The following is a 20,172-nucleotide window of genomic DNA, read 5'->3' as shown; positions in this document are numbered from 1 at the left end:
CTGCGGGTGCCTTTCGTCGGGATGGATAAGACCCTCAGCAAGTCCTATCTTCCCAGCTCAGAAGGCACCCGTTCCTCATCCACCCACCATGTGGGAAGCCCTCAATGAAGGGCCGGGGCTAGCGCGCAGCTCACCGGGCTCGTAGTCCAGTTGGTGCACCGTCGCTGCGCCGCGACGCAGCCGGTACAGAACGATCGTCGACAGCAGACTCTCCTCGATAATGCGCGCCCTCTTCCGGTGCCGCTCGCTATCGTCGATCCACTCCTCGACCCGATTCGGCAACGTGAACGACAACCGGTACGCGTCCGGGCGCTCGCGCGGGAACAACTCCCACTGGGTCACATGCGAACCGGAACGCCGACGACGCAGACCGACCGTATGTCTCTGCCGATGCTGTGTGAACGTCAGGAAATGCTTCATCGTGTACGGCGGCTGTGCCTCTCGGATCTTGGCTCAAGGCACCGATGGCCTCGTCGTTCGCGCCCTCAAGGACTCTCCGAGCTCGTACACCCGGTCGGCAGCAGTCGCGACACCGGACGGAAGCCACGCGAAGCTGTCACCGACGGGTCAACAAGGGAGATCTGACGGGTGATCGCATACTCCTGGGCCAGGCGGAGAAGCCTGAGGTGGAGAACACTTGCGGCGTCGACAGCGGACCAGCCGGTTCTCGAATCTTCACGACCAAGGACAATATCGTTCGCTGAGTCCTGTGTCCTGTACCCTGCTAGTCGGCATTACCCCGGAGGTGTTTGTGCAACGTGAACAACTCGCCCGCGTGTTCTACGGTGACGTGCTTGCACCGTCACCGTGGGCTACGGATTGCCCGATCAAGTTCGACGTGTGGTGGGCCTTCGCGCAGCATGAGATTGGCCAAAGGGTCGAACTGATTCTGACAAACAGCGAGGACGACGATGGACAGGAAACATTCGTCCAACTGTCGGAAAAAACCGGGTCAATCGCCATGGGTGGTTTTATAGTGGTCCGATTGACCCTTCCAGAATTGGTCCGATCGGTGCTACCCATGACGCGACTAGCGGAACTTCTGCAACTGGCGCGCAATCTTCCCGAATTCCAAGAGGACGTCGCACAGTCTGATCTTCGTGAGCCGCCGATCGAACATGAAGGACTGATTCGACCCGAGCTTCGGTACTTTCAGGGCGACGAGACCGAACGACTGTACGAAGTAGATCGACAACTTGACTGGTTTCTACGGTTACTCCAAACCGTGGCCGAGGCTTCGCTCGAGCTCCACGACGATTTTCCGTTCCTATTCGTCGATGCAATGGAGGTTCGCGCGATGATGCGGCGCATAATCTCCGTGTCTCCGGCCGACCGGAACACTAGCCTCCAACCACAAAGCGAGTCGAGCACCATAACCGAGGGGTGGCAGCGATACCCGATAGCGTCGGTCAGCATAAACCGGCCCGCGTCAGTAGCCGTCACTCGCTCGCGCGCCACGGTGAAGGCCGACGCAGCCGAGCAACTCTTCTCGGTTGACTGCGGCCAAATCGGCTGGGCGGTTATTGACACCGGCATCGACGTCAACCACCCAGCCCTCGCCGAATGGGACGCCAGCACGGACCCGCCGAAGCAGATCAGAAGTCGCGTGGTGCGAGCGTTCGACTTCGTCGATGTCGTTACCAAACTCGGCCCCCACCTGGGCCAGCTCCGGTTCGTTGACTGGCCAAGGGTCCTACGGAACCTGGAGATCAAGCTGCCGGACAACCCGCGCTCCTCGGGACCGATGGGACCTCTGCTGCGCTACGAGGCCCCGACGGACCCTCACGGCACACATGTCGCGGGGGTGCTCGGCGGTTGCTGGCCCAAGCGCCGCTTCCGGGGCATCTGTCCCAACATCCGGCTATACGACTTCCGCGCCGTTGGTGCCGGCGGCACCGGCACCGAGGTCTCCATCATCGCCGCATTGCAGGCCATCCGGCACATCAATGAAGCGGCAGGGCGCCTCGTGATCGCGGGGGTAAACCTGAGTCTCTCGGTCCCGCACGACGTCGCCGTGGGCTCCTGTGGCTGGACCCCGGTCTGCCAGGAAGCCGAGCGGCTGGTCCGCTCGGGCGTCGTGGTGGTGGCCGCAGCCGGCAATGCTGGCTTCGGCAGCGCCACCCGCACCGTGGGTGCTGGCTACCACCCGACGAGCATCTCCGACCCCGGAAACGCGGATGCGGTTATCACCGTCGGTTCCACCCATCGCAGCAATCCCCATCGTCATGGCGTCAGCTACTTCTCTGGACGTGGCCCGACTGCGGACGGCCGTCCGAAGCCGGACCTGATCGCCCCCGGAGAGAACATAGACGGTCCGGTCATTGGCGACGGCCTCGCGGTGATGTCCGGCACCAGTCAGGCCGCTGCGCATGTCAGTGGTGCGGCAGCGATGCTCATCGCACGCCACCGGGAGCTTCTCGGGCGGCCAGAACGGGTGAAAGACGTGCTCTGCACCACTGCCACCGATCTGGGTCGCGAGCGGACGTTCCAGGGTGCTGGCCTGGTGGATGTGCTCCGCGCAATACAGTCCATCTGACTGCGATGATGACACTGGAGTTTATGAACGCCCGGCACGGCGACTGCTGCCTGCTGAGCTGGGCCGACGGTCAACGAGTTGTGCTGATCGACGGTGGACCCAGCGCGACCTATGACGAAGTGCTCGGTCCCCGGTTGGCGAGCCAGCCACACCTTGACGCGATCTGCGTCAGCCACATCGATGACGACCACATAGCCGGGGTGCTTCGGCTGCTACATACAATTGCACGCGACCGAGACGACGGACTGCCCGATCCGATCCACGTCACCACGCTTTGGTTCAACGGTCTCGATGAGCTGGTCGACTCCCGCTCCGCAGGCTTGTCCGCCGCCGTACGCGCGCAAAACGAGGCTCCTGGTCCATCAGCGCCGATCGGCGCCAGCTACCAGCAGGGCCAAGAACTGCACCGGCTGGCACGGCTCCTCCAACTTACTGGCAACGCCCCGTTCCATGGACCGCTAATACACGGTGCGCAGACCGACCTGGATGGGCTACGGATCACCGTCATTACGCCGGATGAGACTGCGCTGGCGGCACTCACCAGCAAGTGGCGTGAGGCGAGCGAAGGCAACGCGGACAGCGTGATCACAGCAGCCATTAAGGACCGCAGCGTGCCCAACCTATCGAGCATCTCGCTGCACTTTGACTTAGATGGCCGTACTGCACTCCTAACTGGCGACGCTCGCAGCGACCACCTCCTCACAGGCCTCACCGCCGCCGGACTTCGCAGACCAGGCCAACCGTTCTACGTCGACGTTTTGAAGCTTCCCCATCACGGCAGTGCTAAGAATGTGACCAAAGACTTCTTCCGGCACGTTCAAGCCGCGCACTACGTCGTGTCCGCCGATGGCGCTAAGAACCACCATCCCGATCCCGAAACGCTCGACTGGCTAGTCTCGTCCCGCCTGTCCACCGACCGGTACACCGTCCACCTGACGAACCACATCGCACACGCCGTCGACCAACTAAAGCGTCTCCAACAAGCCAGAAGCTTCGCCATCAAAGTCCGCACCGACCCTGAACTGGCGGCCACTATCCGGATTGGGTAAGAACCTTAGGTCCAAACAGCGAACCGGAGATCACAAACCGTGATATTCAGGTGTTACACGTACGCACGACACGGCCGCTGACCCTGAGCCAGATGGACATAGTTCTCGTTCACATCGCTCAACACGTCGAATGCATTCCGCACGTCGTAGGTGCCCATGGTCTCGTTGACTTGGCATCCACGAACAACCGGATCGGCATCGAGAGAGGTGATACGAACGCGACTCGCCGAGAGTATCCGCCTGATGGTTTGTCCCGCGTCCTTGACCAGCAGGCCGTTGCCGGCCCAGAGCGGCGCGCCATCCGGGTCATCGCTCACGTCGACCAGGCAGCCAGTAGCCGCTCGTACGAACCAGCCATGCGATGGTCTCTTCAAGGAGATGATCGTGGAGTGCCGCCAGCGAAGTCACTGACGAAAATACCGGTTCGGGGCCGAATCGGAATCGTGTCATGTCAATGGGCACGAGATCGAGTGAGCCGAAGGTGATCATCAGCGACCGAGTTGGCTGCGATGCCACCGTCATTGTCCCCCATGCTCTGGCGATGCGCCCTGGTGGCGTCAGCTGGTCAACGCTGCAGTCGGGTGGACGAGATCTCGTAGGCGGCTCGGGTCAGAGGCAGCGACGTAGCGAAAGCTCTGGGGCGGCTGGAACGGCGCGTCTTCTCGCAGGTGCTGCAGCGGCAAGGGCTGGTTGAGCCTGCATACGTTGCCTAGATGCAGCAGGTACACCTGGGAGGTGCCCTCGAGGTAGTCGTCAAACTCGCGGCGGGCTAGGCCGAGGGTGTGACGGTGTCTGCGCCATGCCGTGTTGTGGTCATAGCTGTGCACGGCGGCGAGGCGGGCGGTGCCGACGACAGCCCGCTGCGGGGAACTGGCGTAGAGGATGATCGGGGTGCCGGCGGACGCGTTGACGGGACGGCGTCGGACTTCGATGGTCTTGGTGCCGGCGAGGATCGCGTCGGCAAACCGGGGGCGCAGCGACAACAGCAGTGTGCGTTCGATGGTCATGGTGTTCTGCCCTCCTCGTACAGCGCCGTGAACAGGTCCGCCGGGATTGGCAGCGGGCCGAACGGCACTTGGTCGTGTGAGGCGTACCGCTGGCTCAGTTCGCGCAGCCTGGCCCGAGGCACAGGCGTCGGAAAGATCTCAGTGTTGGTGAAACGCAGGGCTTGGACATTGCCTCTGCGTGCCGCCTGAGCAACCGTCGCCCTGTCCCAGACGCCGAGGTGCTGGAACCGCGTGTGCAACTCGTCTGGAGCGCCGACGACGACTTCGTCGAGCTGAGAGCAGGCAACAACGGCAGCGGGCTGCGGGGTGGTACTGCCCCCTTCGCTCATGTACCACAGCAGCCTGGCGGGGGCCTTTACCTGTGTGCCACCGGGACGTTTGTAGTACACGTGCTCTCGGGCAAGGCCGAGAGAGTTGTTGCGAGGCAGTAGCCCCGACGGGATTCCCAGTAGGTCAGCCGAGTACGACTGCTGTATCGGGATGAGATACGACGGCAGCACGCTGTCGGTGATCTTCGCTGGCCACCAAACGCGCTCCAGTTCGGCGGCAGCGACAGCGGGCATACTTGATCGTAACGGACGGGGCTCTGGCAGGCCGGCCTGCCGTGCGGCAAGTACAGCGCGGTGTTCCACCACAGCAGTCGGGCCGGCAACATGAAGCGCATACCCGTACAGGTGCCCAGCGACCGTGTGGAAGCCCTCGTTATAGACAGCGATTCGTACCGCGGGCGACAAGTGAGGGTCACGGATGCGGATGACGTCGACGCCGGCTGTGCCGGCGTGCGCGCGCAGCAAGAACATCAGCTGCCGGGCGAAAGTGTCGGCGAGACCGTCGTTGGCGACCCGCAACAGCGGCACCTCCAGCACCCCGGCCGCCGCATAGGCCGAGAACACGGCGGTGATGTCCCCAGCGGGAGTGAAGATGCCGACGCGGTCGTGGCCGGCCAGAGCGAGCCCTCGCATCAGGTTGACCAGGTCTCGCGGCCGTTCCCCGGCCCCGGTATCGGCTAAGGGCACAGCGTCGTCTTCATGGCCGCTGCCGATGAGCTGCCGCGAGTATTCGGTGCTGAGCAACTCGACCGGCCGGTATGACTCGGCCCGCACGAGCTCGTCGATGTGGACGACAACGTCGACCGGCCGCAGGATCCGCAGCCCGTATCGCTGCTCGACGAAACCCAGCGTGCGGCTGAGGTTCTCGTCGCGGGTAATGAGGACGTTGAGGTTCGCGGCGACGGCGTCAGCGACGTGTTGCAGATCCCGCCGGTCCTGGTCGGTGCGTGGGTAGCCGGGGCTGGACGCCTGCGCCTCATTCTGGATATCCCGTGCAAGCTGCGCCTGCCGGTCAGGATCGGTCCGCACGGCGGTGAACGGTTGCGCCCTCCGGGCAAACTTCGCCCGCCGCTCGCCGCTCATCGCGTTGATCTCGGCGTCGAGCGCGGCGGTACGCACCAGCTCAAGCAGGCCGATGAGGTGATCGGCGAGCAGAGACTGGGACTCCTCGCTGTCGTGGCGCTGCTCGGCCATGTCGCGCAGCACGTTCATGTCGACGGCCGCGCGGACGAGGACCGTTTCCGGGTCCGGGGTGAACAGGTGGCCGTGGTGATGATCCCGCCACCAGTCCACGAGTGCCTGACGATCCTTGCCGCGTCCGGGTCGTTCGCCGAGCTGCGCGAAGCCGAGCTTGATCCACATTTCGCCGAGGTTGTAGCTGTGTCGGCAGCGTACGGCGATGCCGAGGTGGTCGGCGTGGCGATCGCTGATGAACTCAACCATCCGTAGGGCGACGCGGCGGTTGCGGAACGCTTGGTCGACGCAGAGGTGCGCCAGGCGGACCCGGCTTCTGGCCAGCGCGTACAGCGCGTAACCGATGACCTGGTCACCGGTATAGGCCAGCAGCAGCGTGCCCTTGGCCGCGGCATCGGTGTAGGCGGCGAACGGCATCGGCCCCAACCTGGCCCGCGAGCGATTGCCCAGCGCGATGGCTGCCTTGATTCCAGCCTCGTCACCAACATCGGCTGGAGCCAGTCGAAGATTCGAAATCGACTCCGCACGATCTACAGACATGAGCGCAGTGTGCACGAACATGTGCATGCAGTGGAAGGTGTCGGTGTAGGCCATCCGTACGGACTACTCGATCGGTGGTGGAGGTCGGCCCGGTCGAATGGCTAGCTCATTCCGCATCTATTCGCACGTCGATGGCACACCCTTCAACCACGTCGCGTTCGACTGGCATCGGCGACACCATCGCCGGCAGCCCGATCGGCCCGCTGGCCGGGGGGCCGGCAAGCGCGATGTGGTCGCCGATGCGTCGACCCGGTCCCTGACCGACTGCCTCGTTCCACCCGGCCGTGCGCGTATCGCCACGGAACGTCATCGAGCGAGAGGTTACCCGCGCGGCCTGACTCTACTTGGATCCTGGCGGGAAGTAATTTAGAGTTGAGTTGAAGTAAGTTTGGTTCCCTCTAAGAGGAGGTAGTATGCAACTGGATGGTGAAGCACTTGCCGCGCTTCGTATCGAGCTCGCCGCTGCCCGGGACTCCATCGCGCGGATTGAAGCGATCCTCGCTATCGGCGCTCCAGAGGCGGAGCAGGCGGCGGCCACCGCCGGCGAGTTCGAGATCTCGCCGCCGGAGAAGTTCGAGGAGTTCCAGTACCGGTGGCCGAACGGGACCGTGAAGTATCTGGATGCCCAGCGCTACCAGGTCCACCACGACGACTCGGACCTCTTCTTCGTGATCGGCGAGGAGGAGGGCGGCCGCCCTAGCTATCAGCGTGAGGACCGAGGCCGGGTAGTGGTGTTCATTCGCAGTGGACGTAAGGAGAGCACCTACTACCCGCTGGTGGAGTTCGCCGAGACCGACCGCGACCCGGAGCTGTATGCCGCCATCGTCCCCAAACCCTCCGCGCCGAGGAGCGGCACAACGACTGACGACCTCGACGAACTCCGCAAGGTTCCGCACCTCGAGTCGGCCCAACTTGAACGCGCCGATCAGGTGTTCACCTCACTGCGGAACGCGCCAAGTCTGAGGCTGCTGGCTCGCCGGAAAGACGTCCAGCTGATGATCGAGCATGCCTGGTGGGTCGGCGGCATCCGTGGGACCGGAGTCTGACCGTGTCATGTCTCGAAGGAGTCGCGCCGCGGCGGCGTTCCGGCGCACCGTGAAACACTACGGTGCGAGAGGCGTCGGTCGACGCCTCTCGCACCGAACGCGCCGCCACGATCCTCGTCGAGCACGCTGGGTGCGCGGCGCAGAAAGCACACCGCGCACCCCAACGGGTCAGACGCTCTTAAGTTGCGGGAGTAGAACTGGCGGATCAGTCCGCCGGCCATCAGGCTAAGCCGCTACCAGCTCAGCCGTCACCCACTCCGCGATCGTGCCGGCCAAGACCGCATCCTCCATGATCAGCGCCGCGCGGCGCTCCGCCTCCGGCAACACGTGGGTGTAGATCTCGTCAGTGGTCTTTTGGTGGGCGTGCCCAAGGCGCCGCTGCATTGCGTGGCGGGGAACGCCGTGGTCTGCGCCGACCGTTGCCGAAGTATGGCGTCCGTCATGCAGCGTGATGACCGGAACGCCGGCCGAACGGCAGAGTACGCGGAACTTGTCGGTAAAGTATTTCGGGTGGTAGGGCGTCCCGTCAGGCTTGCAGAATAGGTAGCCAAGTCGGTGATACAAGTCGCCGGCTGCTTCCATTTCCTTCTCTTGGCGGGATTGGTGATCACGGAAGAGTAGGCCGAGAATGGCGCCGAGAGCAATGGATCGTTTGCTCTTCCCTTTCGGCTCTTTCTCAACGACGCCGCCATCGACAACGACTCGCTGCCAACTCACGCGCAATGAAAGTGCTTCGAGGTTCACTCTCGGCCACTTGAGGCCGGCGACCTCGCCGCGGCGCATGCCGCAGACGACGATGATCACCCATGCGAGGTAGTGCCGGTCGTTCGCCACGTACGTCAGGAACTGCTGGCACTGGGCAGCTGTCCAGACTCCCTTGCGGCCATACTCCTCTCGCTCTTCCGGCGACGGCTGGATGATTCCGTCAATGGCCACGCCGAGGTCGCCCAGCGCCTTCATCAACATGCGGTGGACATGGCGGACCGTCTCCCGCGACAATGGCCCACCGTTACGATTCCCGTTCTTGAGTAGCGCCTTGTACATCTTGTTTACGTCGCGCGCCTCAAGGTCGTACAGCTTGGTGGTTCCGAGATGTTTTGCGATGTACTTCAGTGCATTGCGGTAGTTGCTGAGCGTCGTCGGCGCAAGGTCCAGCTCTCGATCTTCGAGCCACTGGCCAAGCTCCGCGACCACGGTGCCGTCAGAGGAAAGCTCCGCATCGCCGAACTGCTTGAGGAACTTCCGTTCCGCGGCCAGTGCGTCGGCCTCCGTCTTGAATCCCCGACGGAACACCTGGTGGCGCTTGCCGTCGTTGGTTCGCGGAGCGTCGACGACAAACAGCCAGGAACCCGCCTTGGGGTCGAATCTGGCGCTCACGCCGACCCCCAGGTGTTCAGGCCGCGGGAAACGCGCGTGAAACCGACGTAGAACCGCCCGGACGAGCAGCTGCGACTCATCGCCCTCAGGGGGCCGGATGGACGGCTTTTCAGCCCGCAGGTCTCCATGGTGTGACGATCGCCGCACACCGTTAGCGGAGGCGCTACGGGTGGGGCGTACGGCGCACTCGCCGTCGCATTGATGGGACCCCGGCCGATCCGAGGATTGGGCAGGCGCGTAGCCGCGCCGCTGGCGCCGAGTGATCGGCGCGCGCTGGTGGACATTGGTGATCATCCCGTCCCGTGCTCACACAACGGAGCAGGGGAGGCCAGGGATGTGGATCTCTGTGAGCAGAGGCGTGATCACAAGATCATCGCCCCTGATCTATATCCACAGGTCAAACCCTGTGGAGCCGAGGGGACTCGAACCCCTGACCCCCACACTGCCAGTGTGGTGCGCTACCAGCTGCGCCACGGCCCCATCATGCTGTGCTTCGCTCTCGCGGGCACTCACGGAATAGTACACATATCCGGGGTGGGGGTCACATCGGGTATCCCTAGTTCTGCGTCGGGTCCGCCGGATAGTGGGCCACCGCGGCCATCAGGCCGCCCTGCCGGCGCAGGACCATCTGCCACAGGTCGTCGGGGCGCGGCGCGAAGGCGTCGCTGGGCAGGGCGTCGAAGACGAACCAGGAGCCGCCCTCGATCTCGCGCTCCAACTGGCCCGGGGACCAGCCCGCGTAGCCGGCGAAGACGCGGACGCCGAGGACGCCGGCCACGAGGAGGTCCGGGTCGCCCGAGAGGTCGACGGTGCCGACCGCGCCCGAGACGCGGTTGAAGCCGGCCAGGTCCTCCACGCCGGGGCGGGTGCGGGCCAGGCAGATCGCGGCCTCGGGCTGGACCGGGCCGCCCTCGAAGACGACCGGGGGTTCACCCGCGAGGGCGCCCCATCCGCCGAGCACGTCGGCGACCTGGACCTCGGTGGCGCGGTTGAGCACGACGCCGAGCGCGCCGCCCTCCTCGTGCGCGACCACCAGCACGACGGTGCGCTCGAAGTTCGGGTCGCGGAGCGCGGGGGTCGCCACCAGCAGCCGCCCGGTCAACGACTCCATCGCCCTCCCTCGCCGCTGCCTGGACGTGCCCCGGCCGGTGCCGGAATTTCTCGGTCTCGGTGACCCGCGTCCCGTGGGGGGCTCACCCAGTTCGCCGGGCATCGACATCAGTCCCACCAGCAGACAAGGAAGCGGGGTGCGAGGGTCATGTCTCGCACCATAGCCTGACCCGCGCGTCCCGGTTAGGGTCTGTTCCGTGACCTCACTCGCGGACGTCGCCGTGATCGGCGGATCGGGGCTCTACGCTCTCCTCGACGACGCCGAGGAACACGTGGTCGACACGCCGTATGGCCCACCGTCCGACCCGATCACGGTCGCCACGGTGGGTGGGCGGCGCGCCGCTTTTCTTCCCCGGCACGGAAAGGATCACCGGTTTCCGCCGCATCGGATTCCCTATCGGGCGAACCTGTGGGCGCTCAAGGAGATCGGCGTGTCGCAGGTGCTGGCGCCGTGCGCGGTGGGCGGGCTGCGGCCGGAGCTGGGGCCGGGCACGTTCGTGGTGCCGGACCAGCTCATCGACCGGACCTCGGGGCGGGTGCAGACGTTCTACGACGAGGGCGCGGTGCACGTGAACTTCGCCGACCCGTACTGCGCGACCGGGCGTGACGTCGTGAAGAAGGTCGCGGGCGAGCACGGGATCGCGGCCGGGGACGGCACGATGGTGGTCGTGGAGGGGCCGCGGTTCTCCACGCGGGCCGAGTCGCGGTGGTTCACGGCGATCGGCGGCGCCGTGGTGAACATGACCGGGCACCCGGAGGCGGTGCTGGCCCGGGAGCTGGCGCTCTGCTACACCTCGATCGCCCTGGTCACCGACCTCGACGCCGGGGTGGAGGGCGAGCACGGGGTCACCCAGGAGGAGGTCTTCCGGGTCTTCGGGGAGAACACCGAGCGGCTCCGGCGGGTCCTGCTCGACGTCATCCCGCGACTGCCGGAGCGGCCGGACGATCCGTGCCGGCACGCCCTGGACGGTCTGCGCTAGGCAGCCGCACGACGAACCGGCAGCCGTCGCCCACGTTGGCCGCGGCGACGGTGCCCTGGTGAGCCTCGACGAGGCCACGCACGATGGCCAGGCCCAGTCCTCCGCCCGCGCTTTTCTCCGGTGTACGCGCCGGAGCCCCCCGGAACGCCACGTCGAACACCCTGGGCAGGTCCGCCTCGGGAATGCCGCCGCAGGTGTCGCTGACCGCGAGCCAGCCCCCGGCGTCGTCCTGCCCGCCGGTGACGGTCACGGTGCCGTCCGGCGGCGTGTACCGGATCGCGTTGCGGATGAGGTTGTTCACCACGCGCGAGAGCTCCGGCATCGAGCCGCGCACCACCGGCCAGCCCGTCGACGGCTCGGCGACGATGCTGATGTGCCCGGCGGTGGCCAGCGGCTCGGCGGAGGCGATGGCGTCGGAGACCACGTCGCCGAGCGGCACGTCGGCCACGGCCAGCCGCAGGGCGCCGGCGTTGATCCGGGACAGCTCGAACAGGTCGTCGACGAGCGCGGCCATGCGGTCGGTCTCGGCGCTGATGCGGCGGTGGTACTCGGCGACCGTCTCGGGATCGGACACGACCCCGTCGTCGAGCGCCTCGGCCATCGCGCGCAGCCCGGCCAGGGGCGTGCGCAGGTCGTGCGACACCCAGGCGACGAGCTCGCGGCGGCGCGCCTCGGCCTCCCGCTCCCAGGTGCTGGCCCGGGCCAGGCGGCGGCCGGACCAGAGTCCGACGGCGAGCGAGACGGTGGCCGCAGTGCCGACGACGATGAGCAGCACGTGCAGGTCGTGGTCGGAGATGAACATGCGCATGGCGGCGCTGAGGATGCCGGCGAGCACGCTGAGCACCGAGACGAGCAGGATGACCACGAAGTGCGCGGTCACCGAGCGGTGGCGCAGTGCCCGCAGCGCGGCCAGGCCCGCGAGGGCGACGAGCAGCGAGCCGCTCAGCGCCATCAGGAAGGTGTTGAGGACGTCACGCATATTCGTACCGGTACCCGACGCCCCACACCGTGAGGATCCGCTTCGGCTCGGCCGGATCGTCCTCGACCTTCTCCCGCAGGCGTCGCATGTGGACGGTGACGGTGGACTGGTCGCCGAAGGTCCAGCCCCACACCTGCTCCAGCAACTCCGCCCGGCGCAGCACGCGGCCCGGGTTGCGCATGAGGAACACCAGCAGGTCGAACTCGCGCACGGTCAGCGCGAGCTCCTTGCCCCGCCGGGTCGCGATCCGCCGCGCGACGTCGACGCGCAGGTCGCCGTCGGCCAGCTCGCCGGCCGCCGGGGCGGGGGCCGCGCGGCGCAGCACCGACTGCACGCGCAGGACCAGCTCGCGCGGGGAGAACGGCTTGGTGACGTAGTCGTCGGCGCCGACCTCGAGCCCGAGCACCCGGTCGGACTCCTCGCCGAGCGCGGTCAGCATGATGATGGGCAGGCCCGGGTCCTGGGCCCGCAGCCGCCGGCACACCTCGAGCCCGTCGAGGCCGGGCAGCATGAGGTCGAGCACGACGAGGTCGGGGCGCTCGCGGCGGTACTCCTCCAGAGCCCCCGGCCCGTCCCCGGCCAGCGTGACGCCGTAGTCGGCCCGCTCCAGGTATCGCCTGACGACGTCGCTGACGGTCGGGTCGTCATCGACGACCAGCACACGTTGCCCCATCGCTCGACTGTAGAGCGGTCAGGTCTCGCCGCCGAGGTCTGTCTCGTACGCCTCGTGGAGCAGGTCCGCGCCCCGCTGCCGGTGCTGCCACACCTCGCGGATGAGCCGGTCGGCGTCGCGCCGCACGGCCTCCGCCGGGTGCCGGCCGGACAGCCGCCCCTCGAGCTCGTCCAGGGCGTTCCACACCGAACGGTGGTCGCCGACGAGGGTGCTGAGGTACGGCGCCAGCCGCGGCGCGTCGTCCAGCACCTCCGCGTAGAGCCCGCTGGGCCCCTCCGTCTCCTCCACGTGGACCGCGAACGCCTCCTTGAGCTGCGCCACCGCGTGACTCACCCGGGTCCCGAACGCCGGGTCGCCGACCGGGGTCTGAATGGCGTGTTGCATGCCTTGAATGCCGCCGAGCAGTTCCATGCCGCACCTCCCGCCCACTCCATAATGTGACGCGGGACACACTGCTGTCCAGCTCAGAGGGTGGGGATCTCCTCGCTCGCAGTGGCCTCGGCCTCGGTCATGCGCGTGAGCCAGGCGTTGACGACGGCCAGCTCATCCGCGGTGAACCCGCCGGACAGGCGGGCCTCGACGGCCTGGACGGACGGCAGCGCCTCGCCGAGCCGCGCCCGCCCGCCCTCGGTCAGGAAGATCTGCTGCGAGCGCCGGTCGGACGGGTGCTGGCGGCGCTCGACCAGCCCGGCCCGCTCCAGGCCGGCGAGCATCTCGTTGGCCGACTGGCGGGCGGTGGAGACCTTGCGGGCCACGTCGGCCACGGACATCCCCGGCGCCTCGTCGAGCAGCATCAGCGACGCGAACTGCGCCACCGACAGCTCGTGCGGGACCAGCGCCTCGGCGACGACCCCGCGCAGGGCCAGCCAGGCGTGGCGGACGAGGAAGGTCGAGCAGGCGTCGCTGGGGTTCACACACTCATTGTGCGCCCGGGCACTATTGACAGGAACCTGTCATTCCGGGAGTGTGGCCGCTATGACCGTCAGGGACCTGTCAATGAATCTACCGCGGCAGCGCCGAGTGCTGTCCGTGCTCGTCTTCGCCGCGGTCCTCATCTGGATCGACACGACCATCCTGGGCATCGCCCTGGAGCGCATCGCGGACCCGCGCACCGGCCTCGGGGCCACGCCGGGCCAGCTCCAGTGGGCGGTCGGCTCCTACGCCCTGCTGTTCGCCACCGCGCTCTTCGCCGCCGGCGCGCTCGGCGACCGGTACGGCCACCGCACGATCCTGATCCTCGGCCTCGTCTGCTTCGGCGCCGCCTCGATCTGGGCCGCCTGGGCGGGCGACGCGACCGGCCTGATCCTGGCCCGCGGCCTGATGGGCCTCGGCGGCGCGATGATGATGCCGACGTCCATGGCGATCATCGGCGCCACGTTCCCGCCCGAGCGCCGGGCCGGGGCGATCGCCGCGTGGTCGGCCTCCAGCGGCGTCGGCGTCGCGCTCGGCCCGCTGCTCGGCGGCGTGCTCGTGGACCACTTCTGGTGGGGCTCGGTCTTCCTGGTCAACCTGCCCGTCGTGGGGCTCGCGCTGGCGGGGATCGTGTGGGCGGTACCGAATCCGAAGCTCGCCCAGCGGCGCCGCCCGGACCCGATCGGCCTGCTGCTGTCCACGGCCGGCCTGGCGTCCCTCGCCTACGGCCTCATCGAGGCCGGCCAGGACACCGACTGGACCCGCGTGCGGGTGTGGGGCCCGGTCCTGCTCGGCCTGGCCCTGCTCGCGCTGTTCACCGTCTTCGAGTGGCGCGCGCCGGAGCCGTCGTTCGACCCGCGCCTGTTCCGCAACGGCCGCTTCAGCGCCGGCAACATCGCCCTCGCCGCGCTGTTCTTCGCCATCACCGGCCAGATGTTCTACGGCAACTTCTATCTCCAGGGCGCCCGCGGCATGAGCGCCCTCGCCACCGGCCTGGCCTTCCTGCCCGGCGCCCTGGGCGTGGCGGTCGGCTCCGGCCTGGGCGCGAGGCTCGCGAAGCGGCACGGGGTGGCCCTGGTCAGCGGCGGCGGCCTGCTCGTCGTGGCGGCCGCGTTCCTGGCCAACCTGGCCTTCGACGTGGACACCCCGCTGGTCTGGTTCTGCGCCGTCGGCCTGGTCAGCGGCACCGCCATGGGCATGACGATCGCCCCGACCGTGGCCGCCGTCATTGCCGTGCTGCCCCTGGACCGCATGGGCGCCGGCTCGGCCGTGAACAACACCGTCCGGCAGGTCGGCAGCGTGCTGGGCATCGCCCTGCTGGGCACGGTGCTCACCACGACCTACCGCGACCGCATCGCCCCGGCCCTGGCCGGCCTCCCGCCCGCGGCCCGCACCGCGGCGGCCCCGTCGGCCGAGCACACCCGCGCGGTGGCCGACGCCCTGCACCGCCCGGACCTGGCCACGCGGGCGAACGACGCCTTCATCGCCGCGATGCACACCACGGCGGCGACCGCCGCGCTAGTCGCCTTCCTGGGCGCGGTCCTGCTGCTGCTCGCCTTTCGCGCTCGTCACGACAACGGCGCGCACGCCCGCCGCGAGCAGCAGCCCCAGGCCGGCGGCGAGCAGCGGCAGCCCGATGCCGACCGGGAACGCCGTGACGTAGTTGAGGCTGTCCCGCTCGGGAATCGTGGCGAAGCTGGCGGCGACGAGCGCTAGCGCGAACATCATCGACCCGGTGCCGCCGACGATGCCCCACATCGCGGCGGCCCGGCTGCGCGCGGCCCACAGACTCGCGGCGAGCGCGGCCGCCAGGAAGGCGAACGTGATGAGCGTCCAGCCGCCGCCGGTGCTGAGCGTCGCGTACGACCAGCCGCTGAACGACCAGTCGTAGGAGGGGCTGCGCTTGAACCACGGCAGGAGATAGCCGAGCGTCGCGAGGACGCCGCCGGTGAGCATCGCGTAATCGGGGGTCGGCTTCACTCGTGCATCATGACTCGGGTCCGCGGTGGTACGGACCGTCGCTCCCGCCAGACACCGCTCGGCGCTGGCGCGCCGACGCTGCCAGGCCCGCGTGTGGTCGCGCTTCTTTCATCTGCCCGGCGCGGACAAGGGCCTATGTGTTCTGACCACGGCGAGGGCCTTCCGGCTCGGTGTGCAGCGACCAAACTCGCACGCCGAACGCCAAGAAGGCCCTCATGCCACACGCTGACGCACCGTTGACCGAGACCGGCCGGCCCCGCCTGGCCCGTTGTTCGGCTCGTTTTCGCGTTGCCTGCTGAAAAAACCGCACCCCCCGCGCACCCGGCAGCAACGGCGCGAAGCGCCGAGCGGTGCCTGGCGGGAGCGACGGTCAGCACCACAACGAACCCGAGCAATGTTGTCAGGCGTTGACCTTGGTTTGGGTCGGGGTCGGGGTCATGGGGCGTTGGCGGGTTGGGAGGCCCAGGGTCGGGTTGGCTACGCCCCAGGCCGCGCCCTTGCAGACCAGTTCCTTGTAGAGCGCGGCCAGGCGGCCGGTCAGGACGGCGGGCTTGACCTGGTCGTCGGCGGTCACGTACTGGATCAGGCCGTCCTTGCGCCCCAAAGAGATGCACTGGTTGAAGTAGCGGATCGGGGCGTTCGGGAGCTTGCCGCCGGTCAGTCGCGCGGCGATGGCGTCGGCGGCCTGCCAGGCGGACGGGGTGCCCGAGGCGCAGGACATGCGCAGGGGCTTGTCGCCGGGGCCCATGGCCATGGCGGCGTCGCCGATGGCGTACACGTCCGGGTGCGAGACCGAGCGCAGGTAGCCGTCCACGACGATCTGGCCGGCCTCGGTCACCTCCAGCGTCGTGTTCGCCGCGATCGGGTGGACCGCGAAGCCGCCCGTCCAGATCGTCACGGCGGCCGGGATGGTGCGGTCCTCCGTGGTGCGCACGGTGCCGGGCTCGACGGCGGTCACCGTGGCGTGCTCGTGGGCCGTGATGCGCAGCTTCTGGAACACCCGGCGCAGGTGGGCACGGCCCTTCGGGGACAGCCAGTCGCCCAGGGCGCTGCTCGTCACCAGGGACACGTCCAGGTCCGGGCGGGACTCGGCGATCTCGGTGGCGGCCTCGATGCCGGTCAGGCCGCCGCCGACGATCACGACCGGGCGACGGGGCTCGAGGCCCGCCAGGCGTTCGCGCAGGCGGAGGGCGCCGGGGCGACCGGCGATCTCGTACGCGTGCTCGGCGGTTCCGGGCACGCCCCGCGCGTTCCAGGCGCTGCCGAGGGCGTAGACCAGCGTGTCGTAGCCGAGTTCGCCGTCGGTCAGGCTGACCGTCCTGCGTTCGACGTCCACGGCGGTGACCCTGGCGATGCGCAGGTCGACCCCGGTGCCGGCGAACATCTCGGCCAGCGGGCGGGGCTTGAGGGTCTGGCCGGTCGCGAGCTGGTGGTTGCGGACCCGCTCCACGAAGTCGGGCTCGGCGTTGACGAGGGTGACGGTGGCGTCCTCGCGCCGGAGGCGGCGGGCGAGGCGGCCGGCGGCGATGGCTCCGGCGTATCCGGCGCCCAGGACGACGATGCGGTGCGACATGGTGAGTGCTCCCGTCCAGCGTGGTTTTGCCCTTTGAGCCGGACGGCCCGCCGTTTCCTGACACCCACGCGCTGTGAAGCACCTCACAGGCGGTCAGAAGACCGTATACAGCGGCTTTCCGTGGTCCTCGGCCGCCCAAGTCGCGGTCGCGCGCTCGAGCTTGTCCGGGTTCACCTGGTTGCGCACCGCGGCGATGCCGTCCTCGGTCACCTGGAGGCACATGATCCCGACCACGCTGCCGTTCAGGACCGCGACGGCCGCCGGATCGCCGTTGGCCGTCGTGGCGTACACCTCGGGCGACCCGCCGACGGCGGCGCGCTTGCCGGCCCCGGGCCGGAACAGCCCCCACAGGAACTTGGCCACCGCCACGGCGCCCTCGAACGCCTTGGCCCGGGCCGGCACCTTCCCGCCGCCGTCGCCGATGCTCACGGCGTCGGCGGTGAGCAGCTTCACGAGCGGCTCGGTCCGGCCGTTGGCCGCCGCGGCCAGGAACTCCTCGACGATCCGCCGCGCCGCGGCCGCGTCGACCTCGGTGCGGGCCCGGCCCTCGGCGACGTGCTGCTTGGCGCGGTGGAAGATCTGCTGGCTGGCGGCCTCGCTGATGTCGAGGACCCCGGCGATCTCGCGGTGCGGGTAGTCGAACGCCTCACGCAGCACGTAGACGGCGCGCTCGTTGGGCGAGAGCCGCTCCATGAGCGTGAGCACCGCGAAGGACACGGACTCGCGCTGCTCGGCGGTGTCGGCCGGCCCGAGCATGGGGTCGCCGGCGAGCAGGGGCTCGGGCAACCACTGCCCGACGTAGGTCTCACGCCGCGCCCGCGCGGAGGTGAGCTGGTTGAGGCAGAGGTTCGTGAGCACCTTGGTGAGCCAGGCCTCGGGCACCTCGATGCGCTCGGGATCGGCCGCCTGCCAGCGCAGGTAGGTCTCCTGCACCACGTCCTCGGCCTCGGCCGCCGAGCCGAGCATCCGGTAGGCGATGGCCGCCAGCCGCCGGCGGGCGGCCTCGAACCGCTCCACGTCCTCGGCGGCCAGGCTCATAGCCCGATGCTAACCCTCCCCCGCCGAACCGCCCGGCGCGGCGGTGGTACCGCAACGCGGGTTTCGGTTGACCTGGAGCGCACTCCAGGTGACAGGCTCACAGCCATGAATACGCGATTCCTGGGACGCAGTGGTATCGAGGTCAGTGCGCTCGGCATGGGCTGCTGGGCGATCGGCGGGCCGTTCTGGGCCGGTGCGCAGCCGCTCGGCTGGGGAGAGGTCGACGACGACGAGTCGATCCGGGCGGTTCGCCGCGCGATCGAGCTCGGGGTGACGTTCTTCGACACCGCGAACGTGTACGGCGCCGGGCACAGCGAGAAGATCCTCGCCCGCGCGCTCGAGGGGCGGCGCGACGAGGTCGTGATCGCCACCAAGTTCGGGGGCACCTTCGACGAGCAGACGCGCCAGACCGGGCCGGACGACGGTACGCCCGCGAACGTCGAGCGCTCCGTGCGCGAGTCGCTGCGGCGGCTCGGCACCGACTACATCGACCTGTACCAGCTGCACATCAACAGCCTCCCGATCCCCGAGGCGCTCGACCTGGTGCCAGTGCTCGAGGGGCTCATCGACCAGGGGCTGATCCGAGCGTACGGCTGGAGCACCGACTTCCCCGAGCGCGCCGACGCCTTCGCGACCGAGGGGCGGCGCTGCGCCACGATCCAGGCCGACCTCTCGGTGCTGCGCGGCTCGTTCGAGGTGCTGCCCGTGGCCGCCAAGCACGACCTCGGCGTCATCATCCGCGGCCCGCTCGCGATGGGGCTGCTCGGCGGCCGCTACTCGGCAACCTCGGAACTCCCGCGCGACGACGTGCGCGGGCTGAGCCCCGAGTGGATGACGTACTTCCACGACGGCCGCCCCACCCCCGAGTTCCTCACCCGCATCGACGCCATCCGCGACATCCTCACCTCGAACGGCCGAACCCTGGCCCAGGGCGCGCTGGCGTGGCTGTGGGCGTTCGACGCGCGCACGATCCCGATCCCGGGCTGCCGCACGGTCGCCCAGGTCGAGGAGAACGCCGGCGCGCTGCAGTACGGCCCGCTGACGGAGCCGGAGCTGGCCGAGATCGAGCGGCTCATGGGCCGCGCCTAGACAAGGGCGATTTCAAGGCCATGACTCGGGTCCGTGTCGCTTGGCACTAGTGGCCATGTGGCCATATACTCCACTCGTGCCGACCCCCTGGACCAGAGCTCAACAGGCCGACGATGACCTGGCGGCCGGTAGCATGGGGCGATCGAGACTGCAGAAGGGCAGGCATGACATGACAGTCGCATCGAACCTGCCCGACCGGCCACTCACCCTGGACGACGTCACCCGCCTCGCCGAAGCCGACAGCAACCACCGCTTCGAGTTGAGCGAAGGGAACCTCATCGTCATGCCGCCAGGCACGTGGCGCCACCAGGAGATCAGCCTGCTCATCAGCGCGTGGCTCCTGCAGCACGGCTTCAGGGGGCGAGTGAACGTCGCACCCGGGATCCGGACAGCGGCCGATAACCTCAACGGCCGAATCCCAGACCTGGTGGTCACGAACGGCCCGGTGCCCGACGACACCGTCTGGCTGGATTCGGCCGCTGTCGCGCTCGCTGTCGAGATCGTCTCCAAGGGCTCCGAGCGCATGGACCGCTGGCTCAAGCCGATCGAATACGCCGAAGCCGGCATCCCGCTCTTCTGGCGCGTCGAACCGGACGACACCGTCGTGCAGTTCCGCCTCGACGGCAACCGCTACACGGAGTACGGCTCGGTCTCGCTCGAAAATCTCCTTGCCGGCGACGTTCCCGAACTCAGCTGACCTCACCGCAGAGGCGGGGTCACCGACATCGTTGACCCCGCCTCTGACGGCGATCTCCCCGCA

20 protein-coding genes and 1 tRNA gene are annotated in these 20,172 nt (G+C 68.2%); 7 read left to right on the top strand and 14 right to left on the bottom strand.

All coding sequences use genetic code 11. The features are described from left to right. Nucleotides 1-75 precede the first annotated feature (75 nt). On the bottom strand, nucleotides 76-342 hold the full coding sequence (locus ABT369_RS14095; RefSeq protein ID WP_350612142.1) for a hypothetical protein: 267 nt from the start codon (nucleotides 340-342) through the stop codon (nucleotides 76-78). Between the two features lie 367 nt (nucleotides 343-709). Here ABT369_RS14095 and ABT369_RS14090 point away from each other — a divergent pair, with 367 nt between their 5' ends. Both ABT369_RS14090 and ABT369_RS14085 read left to right on the top strand, forming a co-directional pair. After that, nucleotides 710-2,536: a S8 family serine peptidase gene (locus tag ABT369_RS14090; protein WP_350612141.1), complete on the top strand. Its 1,827-nt coding sequence runs from the start codon at nucleotides 710-712 to the stop codon at nucleotides 2,534-2,536. Nucleotides 2,537-2,541: 5 nt separating this feature from the next. Further along, on the top strand, nucleotides 2,542-3,585 hold the full coding sequence (locus ABT369_RS14085; protein WP_350612140.1) for a ComEC/Rec2 family competence protein: 1,044 nt from the start codon (nucleotides 2,542-2,544) through the stop codon (nucleotides 3,583-3,585). 53 nt (nucleotides 3,586-3,638) lie between these two features. On the opposite strand, the gene ABT369_RS14080 is transcribed toward ABT369_RS14085, so the two are convergent. The 4 genes from ABT369_RS14080 to ABT369_RS14065 form a co-directional block, all read right to left on the bottom strand. After that, nucleotides 3,639-3,902: a hypothetical protein gene (locus ABT369_RS14080; protein ID WP_350612139.1), complete on the bottom strand. Its 264-nt coding sequence runs from the start codon at nucleotides 3,900-3,902 to the stop codon at nucleotides 3,639-3,641. Nucleotides 3,903-4,142: 240 nt separating this feature from the next. Then, the gene (locus tag ABT369_RS14075) at nucleotides 4,143-4,592 is read right to left on the bottom strand and encodes an ASCH domain-containing protein (protein ID WP_350612138.1); all 450 of its coding nucleotides are present in this window, start codon (nucleotides 4,590-4,592) and stop codon (nucleotides 4,143-4,145) included. Then, the gene (locus tag ABT369_RS14070; protein ID WP_350612137.1) at nucleotides 4,589-6,709 is read right to left on the bottom strand and encodes a GNAT family N-acetyltransferase; all 2,121 of its coding nucleotides are present in this window, start codon (nucleotides 6,707-6,709) and stop codon (nucleotides 4,589-4,591) included. Before ABT369_RS14070 ends, ABT369_RS14075 begins: the two co-directional genes overlap by 4 nt. 52 nt (nucleotides 6,710-6,761) lie before the next feature. Continuing rightward, entirely contained in the window at nucleotides 6,762-6,965 is a 204-nt protein-coding gene (locus tag ABT369_RS14065) for a hypothetical protein (protein WP_350612136.1), read from the bottom strand. A 103-nt stretch (nucleotides 6,966-7,068) separates the two neighbouring features. On the opposite strand from ABT369_RS14065, the gene ABT369_RS14060 reads away from it, so the two are divergent. Next, on the top strand, nucleotides 7,069-7,701 hold the full coding sequence (locus ABT369_RS14060; RefSeq protein WP_350612135.1) for a hypothetical protein: 633 nt from the start codon (nucleotides 7,069-7,071) through the stop codon (nucleotides 7,699-7,701). A 225-nt stretch (nucleotides 7,702-7,926) separates the two neighbouring features. Here ABT369_RS14060 and ABT369_RS14055 read toward each other — a convergent pair whose 3' ends face one another. From ABT369_RS14055 to ABT369_RS14045, 3 genes are all read right to left on the bottom strand, one after another. Further along, complete coding sequence (locus tag ABT369_RS14055) at nucleotides 7,927-9,078, bottom strand: site-specific integrase (protein WP_350612134.1); 1,152 nt, start codon at nucleotides 9,076-9,078, stop codon at nucleotides 7,927-7,929. Between the two features lie 407 nt (nucleotides 9,079-9,485). Beyond that, nucleotides 9,486-9,558: transfer RNA gene (locus ABT369_RS14050), tRNA-Ala, on the bottom strand. Between the two features lie 76 nt (nucleotides 9,559-9,634). Beyond that, the gene (locus ABT369_RS14045; RefSeq protein WP_344619484.1) at nucleotides 9,635-10,189 is read right to left on the bottom strand and encodes a YqgE/AlgH family protein; all 555 of its coding nucleotides are present in this window, start codon (nucleotides 10,187-10,189) and stop codon (nucleotides 9,635-9,637) included. A gap of 220 nt (nucleotides 10,190-10,409) precedes the next feature. Here ABT369_RS14045 and ABT369_RS14040 point away from each other — a divergent pair, with 220 nt between their 5' ends. After that, nucleotides 10,410-11,168, top strand: coding sequence for an S-methyl-5'-thioadenosine phosphorylase (locus ABT369_RS14040; RefSeq protein ID WP_497986707.1), 759 nt, complete (start codon nucleotides 10,410-10,412; stop codon nucleotides 11,166-11,168). On the opposite strand, the gene ABT369_RS14035 is transcribed toward ABT369_RS14040, so the two are convergent. The 4 genes from ABT369_RS14035 to ABT369_RS14020 are packed head-to-tail and all read right to left on the bottom strand — an operon-like array spanning nucleotide 11,104 to nucleotide 13,734. Further along, complete coding sequence (locus ABT369_RS14035; protein WP_350612132.1) at nucleotides 11,104-12,147, bottom strand: sensor histidine kinase; 1,044 nt, start codon at nucleotides 12,145-12,147, stop codon at nucleotides 11,104-11,106. The two genes, ABT369_RS14040 and ABT369_RS14035, sit on opposite strands and share 65 nt — an antisense overlap. Further along, a complete protein-coding gene (locus ABT369_RS14030) occupies nucleotides 12,140-12,820 on the bottom strand; it encodes a response regulator transcription factor (RefSeq protein ID WP_350612131.1) in 681 nt (226 codons plus the stop codon). The genes ABT369_RS14035 and ABT369_RS14030 overlap by 8 nt, the downstream gene beginning before the upstream one ends. Before the next feature lie 18 nt (nucleotides 12,821-12,838). Continuing rightward, nucleotides 12,839-13,231 carry a hypothetical protein gene (locus ABT369_RS14025; RefSeq protein WP_350612130.1) on the bottom strand — a complete coding sequence of 131 codons (393 nt, stop codon included), beginning with the start codon at nucleotides 13,229-13,231 and terminating at the stop codon, nucleotides 12,839-12,841. A gap of 53 nt (nucleotides 13,232-13,284) precedes the next feature. Further along, nucleotides 13,285-13,734 (bottom strand): MarR family winged helix-turn-helix transcriptional regulator, encoded by a 450-nt coding sequence (locus ABT369_RS14020; RefSeq protein WP_350612129.1) that lies wholly within the window; start codon nucleotides 13,732-13,734, stop codon nucleotides 13,285-13,287. Nucleotides 13,735-13,816: 82 nt separating this feature from the next. On the opposite strand from ABT369_RS14020, the gene ABT369_RS14015 reads away from it, so the two are divergent. Next, entirely contained in the window at nucleotides 13,817-15,448 is a 1,632-nt protein-coding gene (locus tag ABT369_RS14015) for an MFS transporter (protein WP_350612128.1), read from the top strand. 664 nt (nucleotides 15,449-16,112) lie between these two features. Here the strand turns inward: ABT369_RS14015 and ABT369_RS14010 are convergent. Both ABT369_RS14010 and ABT369_RS14005 read right to left on the bottom strand, forming a co-directional pair. Continuing rightward, nucleotides 16,113-17,285 (bottom strand): NAD(P)/FAD-dependent oxidoreductase, encoded by a 1,173-nt coding sequence (locus ABT369_RS14010; RefSeq protein WP_350612127.1) that lies wholly within the window; start codon nucleotides 17,283-17,285, stop codon nucleotides 16,113-16,115. A gap of 93 nt (nucleotides 17,286-17,378) precedes the next feature. After that, a complete protein-coding gene (locus tag ABT369_RS14005) occupies nucleotides 17,379-18,323 on the bottom strand; it encodes an RNA polymerase sigma-70 factor (protein WP_350612126.1) in 945 nt (314 codons plus the stop codon). 105 nt (nucleotides 18,324-18,428) lie between these two features. Here ABT369_RS14005 and ABT369_RS14000 point away from each other — a divergent pair, with 105 nt between their 5' ends. Next, nucleotides 18,429-19,412 carry an aldo/keto reductase gene (locus ABT369_RS14000; protein ID WP_350612125.1) on the top strand — a complete coding sequence of 328 codons (984 nt, stop codon included), beginning with the start codon at nucleotides 18,429-18,431 and terminating at the stop codon, nucleotides 19,410-19,412. Nucleotides 19,413-19,488: 76 nt separating this feature from the next. Next, entirely contained in the window at nucleotides 19,489-20,109 is a 621-nt protein-coding gene (locus ABT369_RS13995) for a Uma2 family endonuclease (protein WP_350612124.1), read from the top strand. The last annotated feature ends 63 nt before the right edge of the window (nucleotides 20,110-20,172 follow it).

It is taken from the genome of Dactylosporangium sp. NPDC000244 (genome assembly GCF_040300725.1).
GTDB lineage: Bacteria > Actinomycetota > Actinomycetes > Mycobacteriales > Micromonosporaceae > Dactylosporangium.
This window is presented reverse-complemented; position numbering and strand designations above follow the sequence as displayed.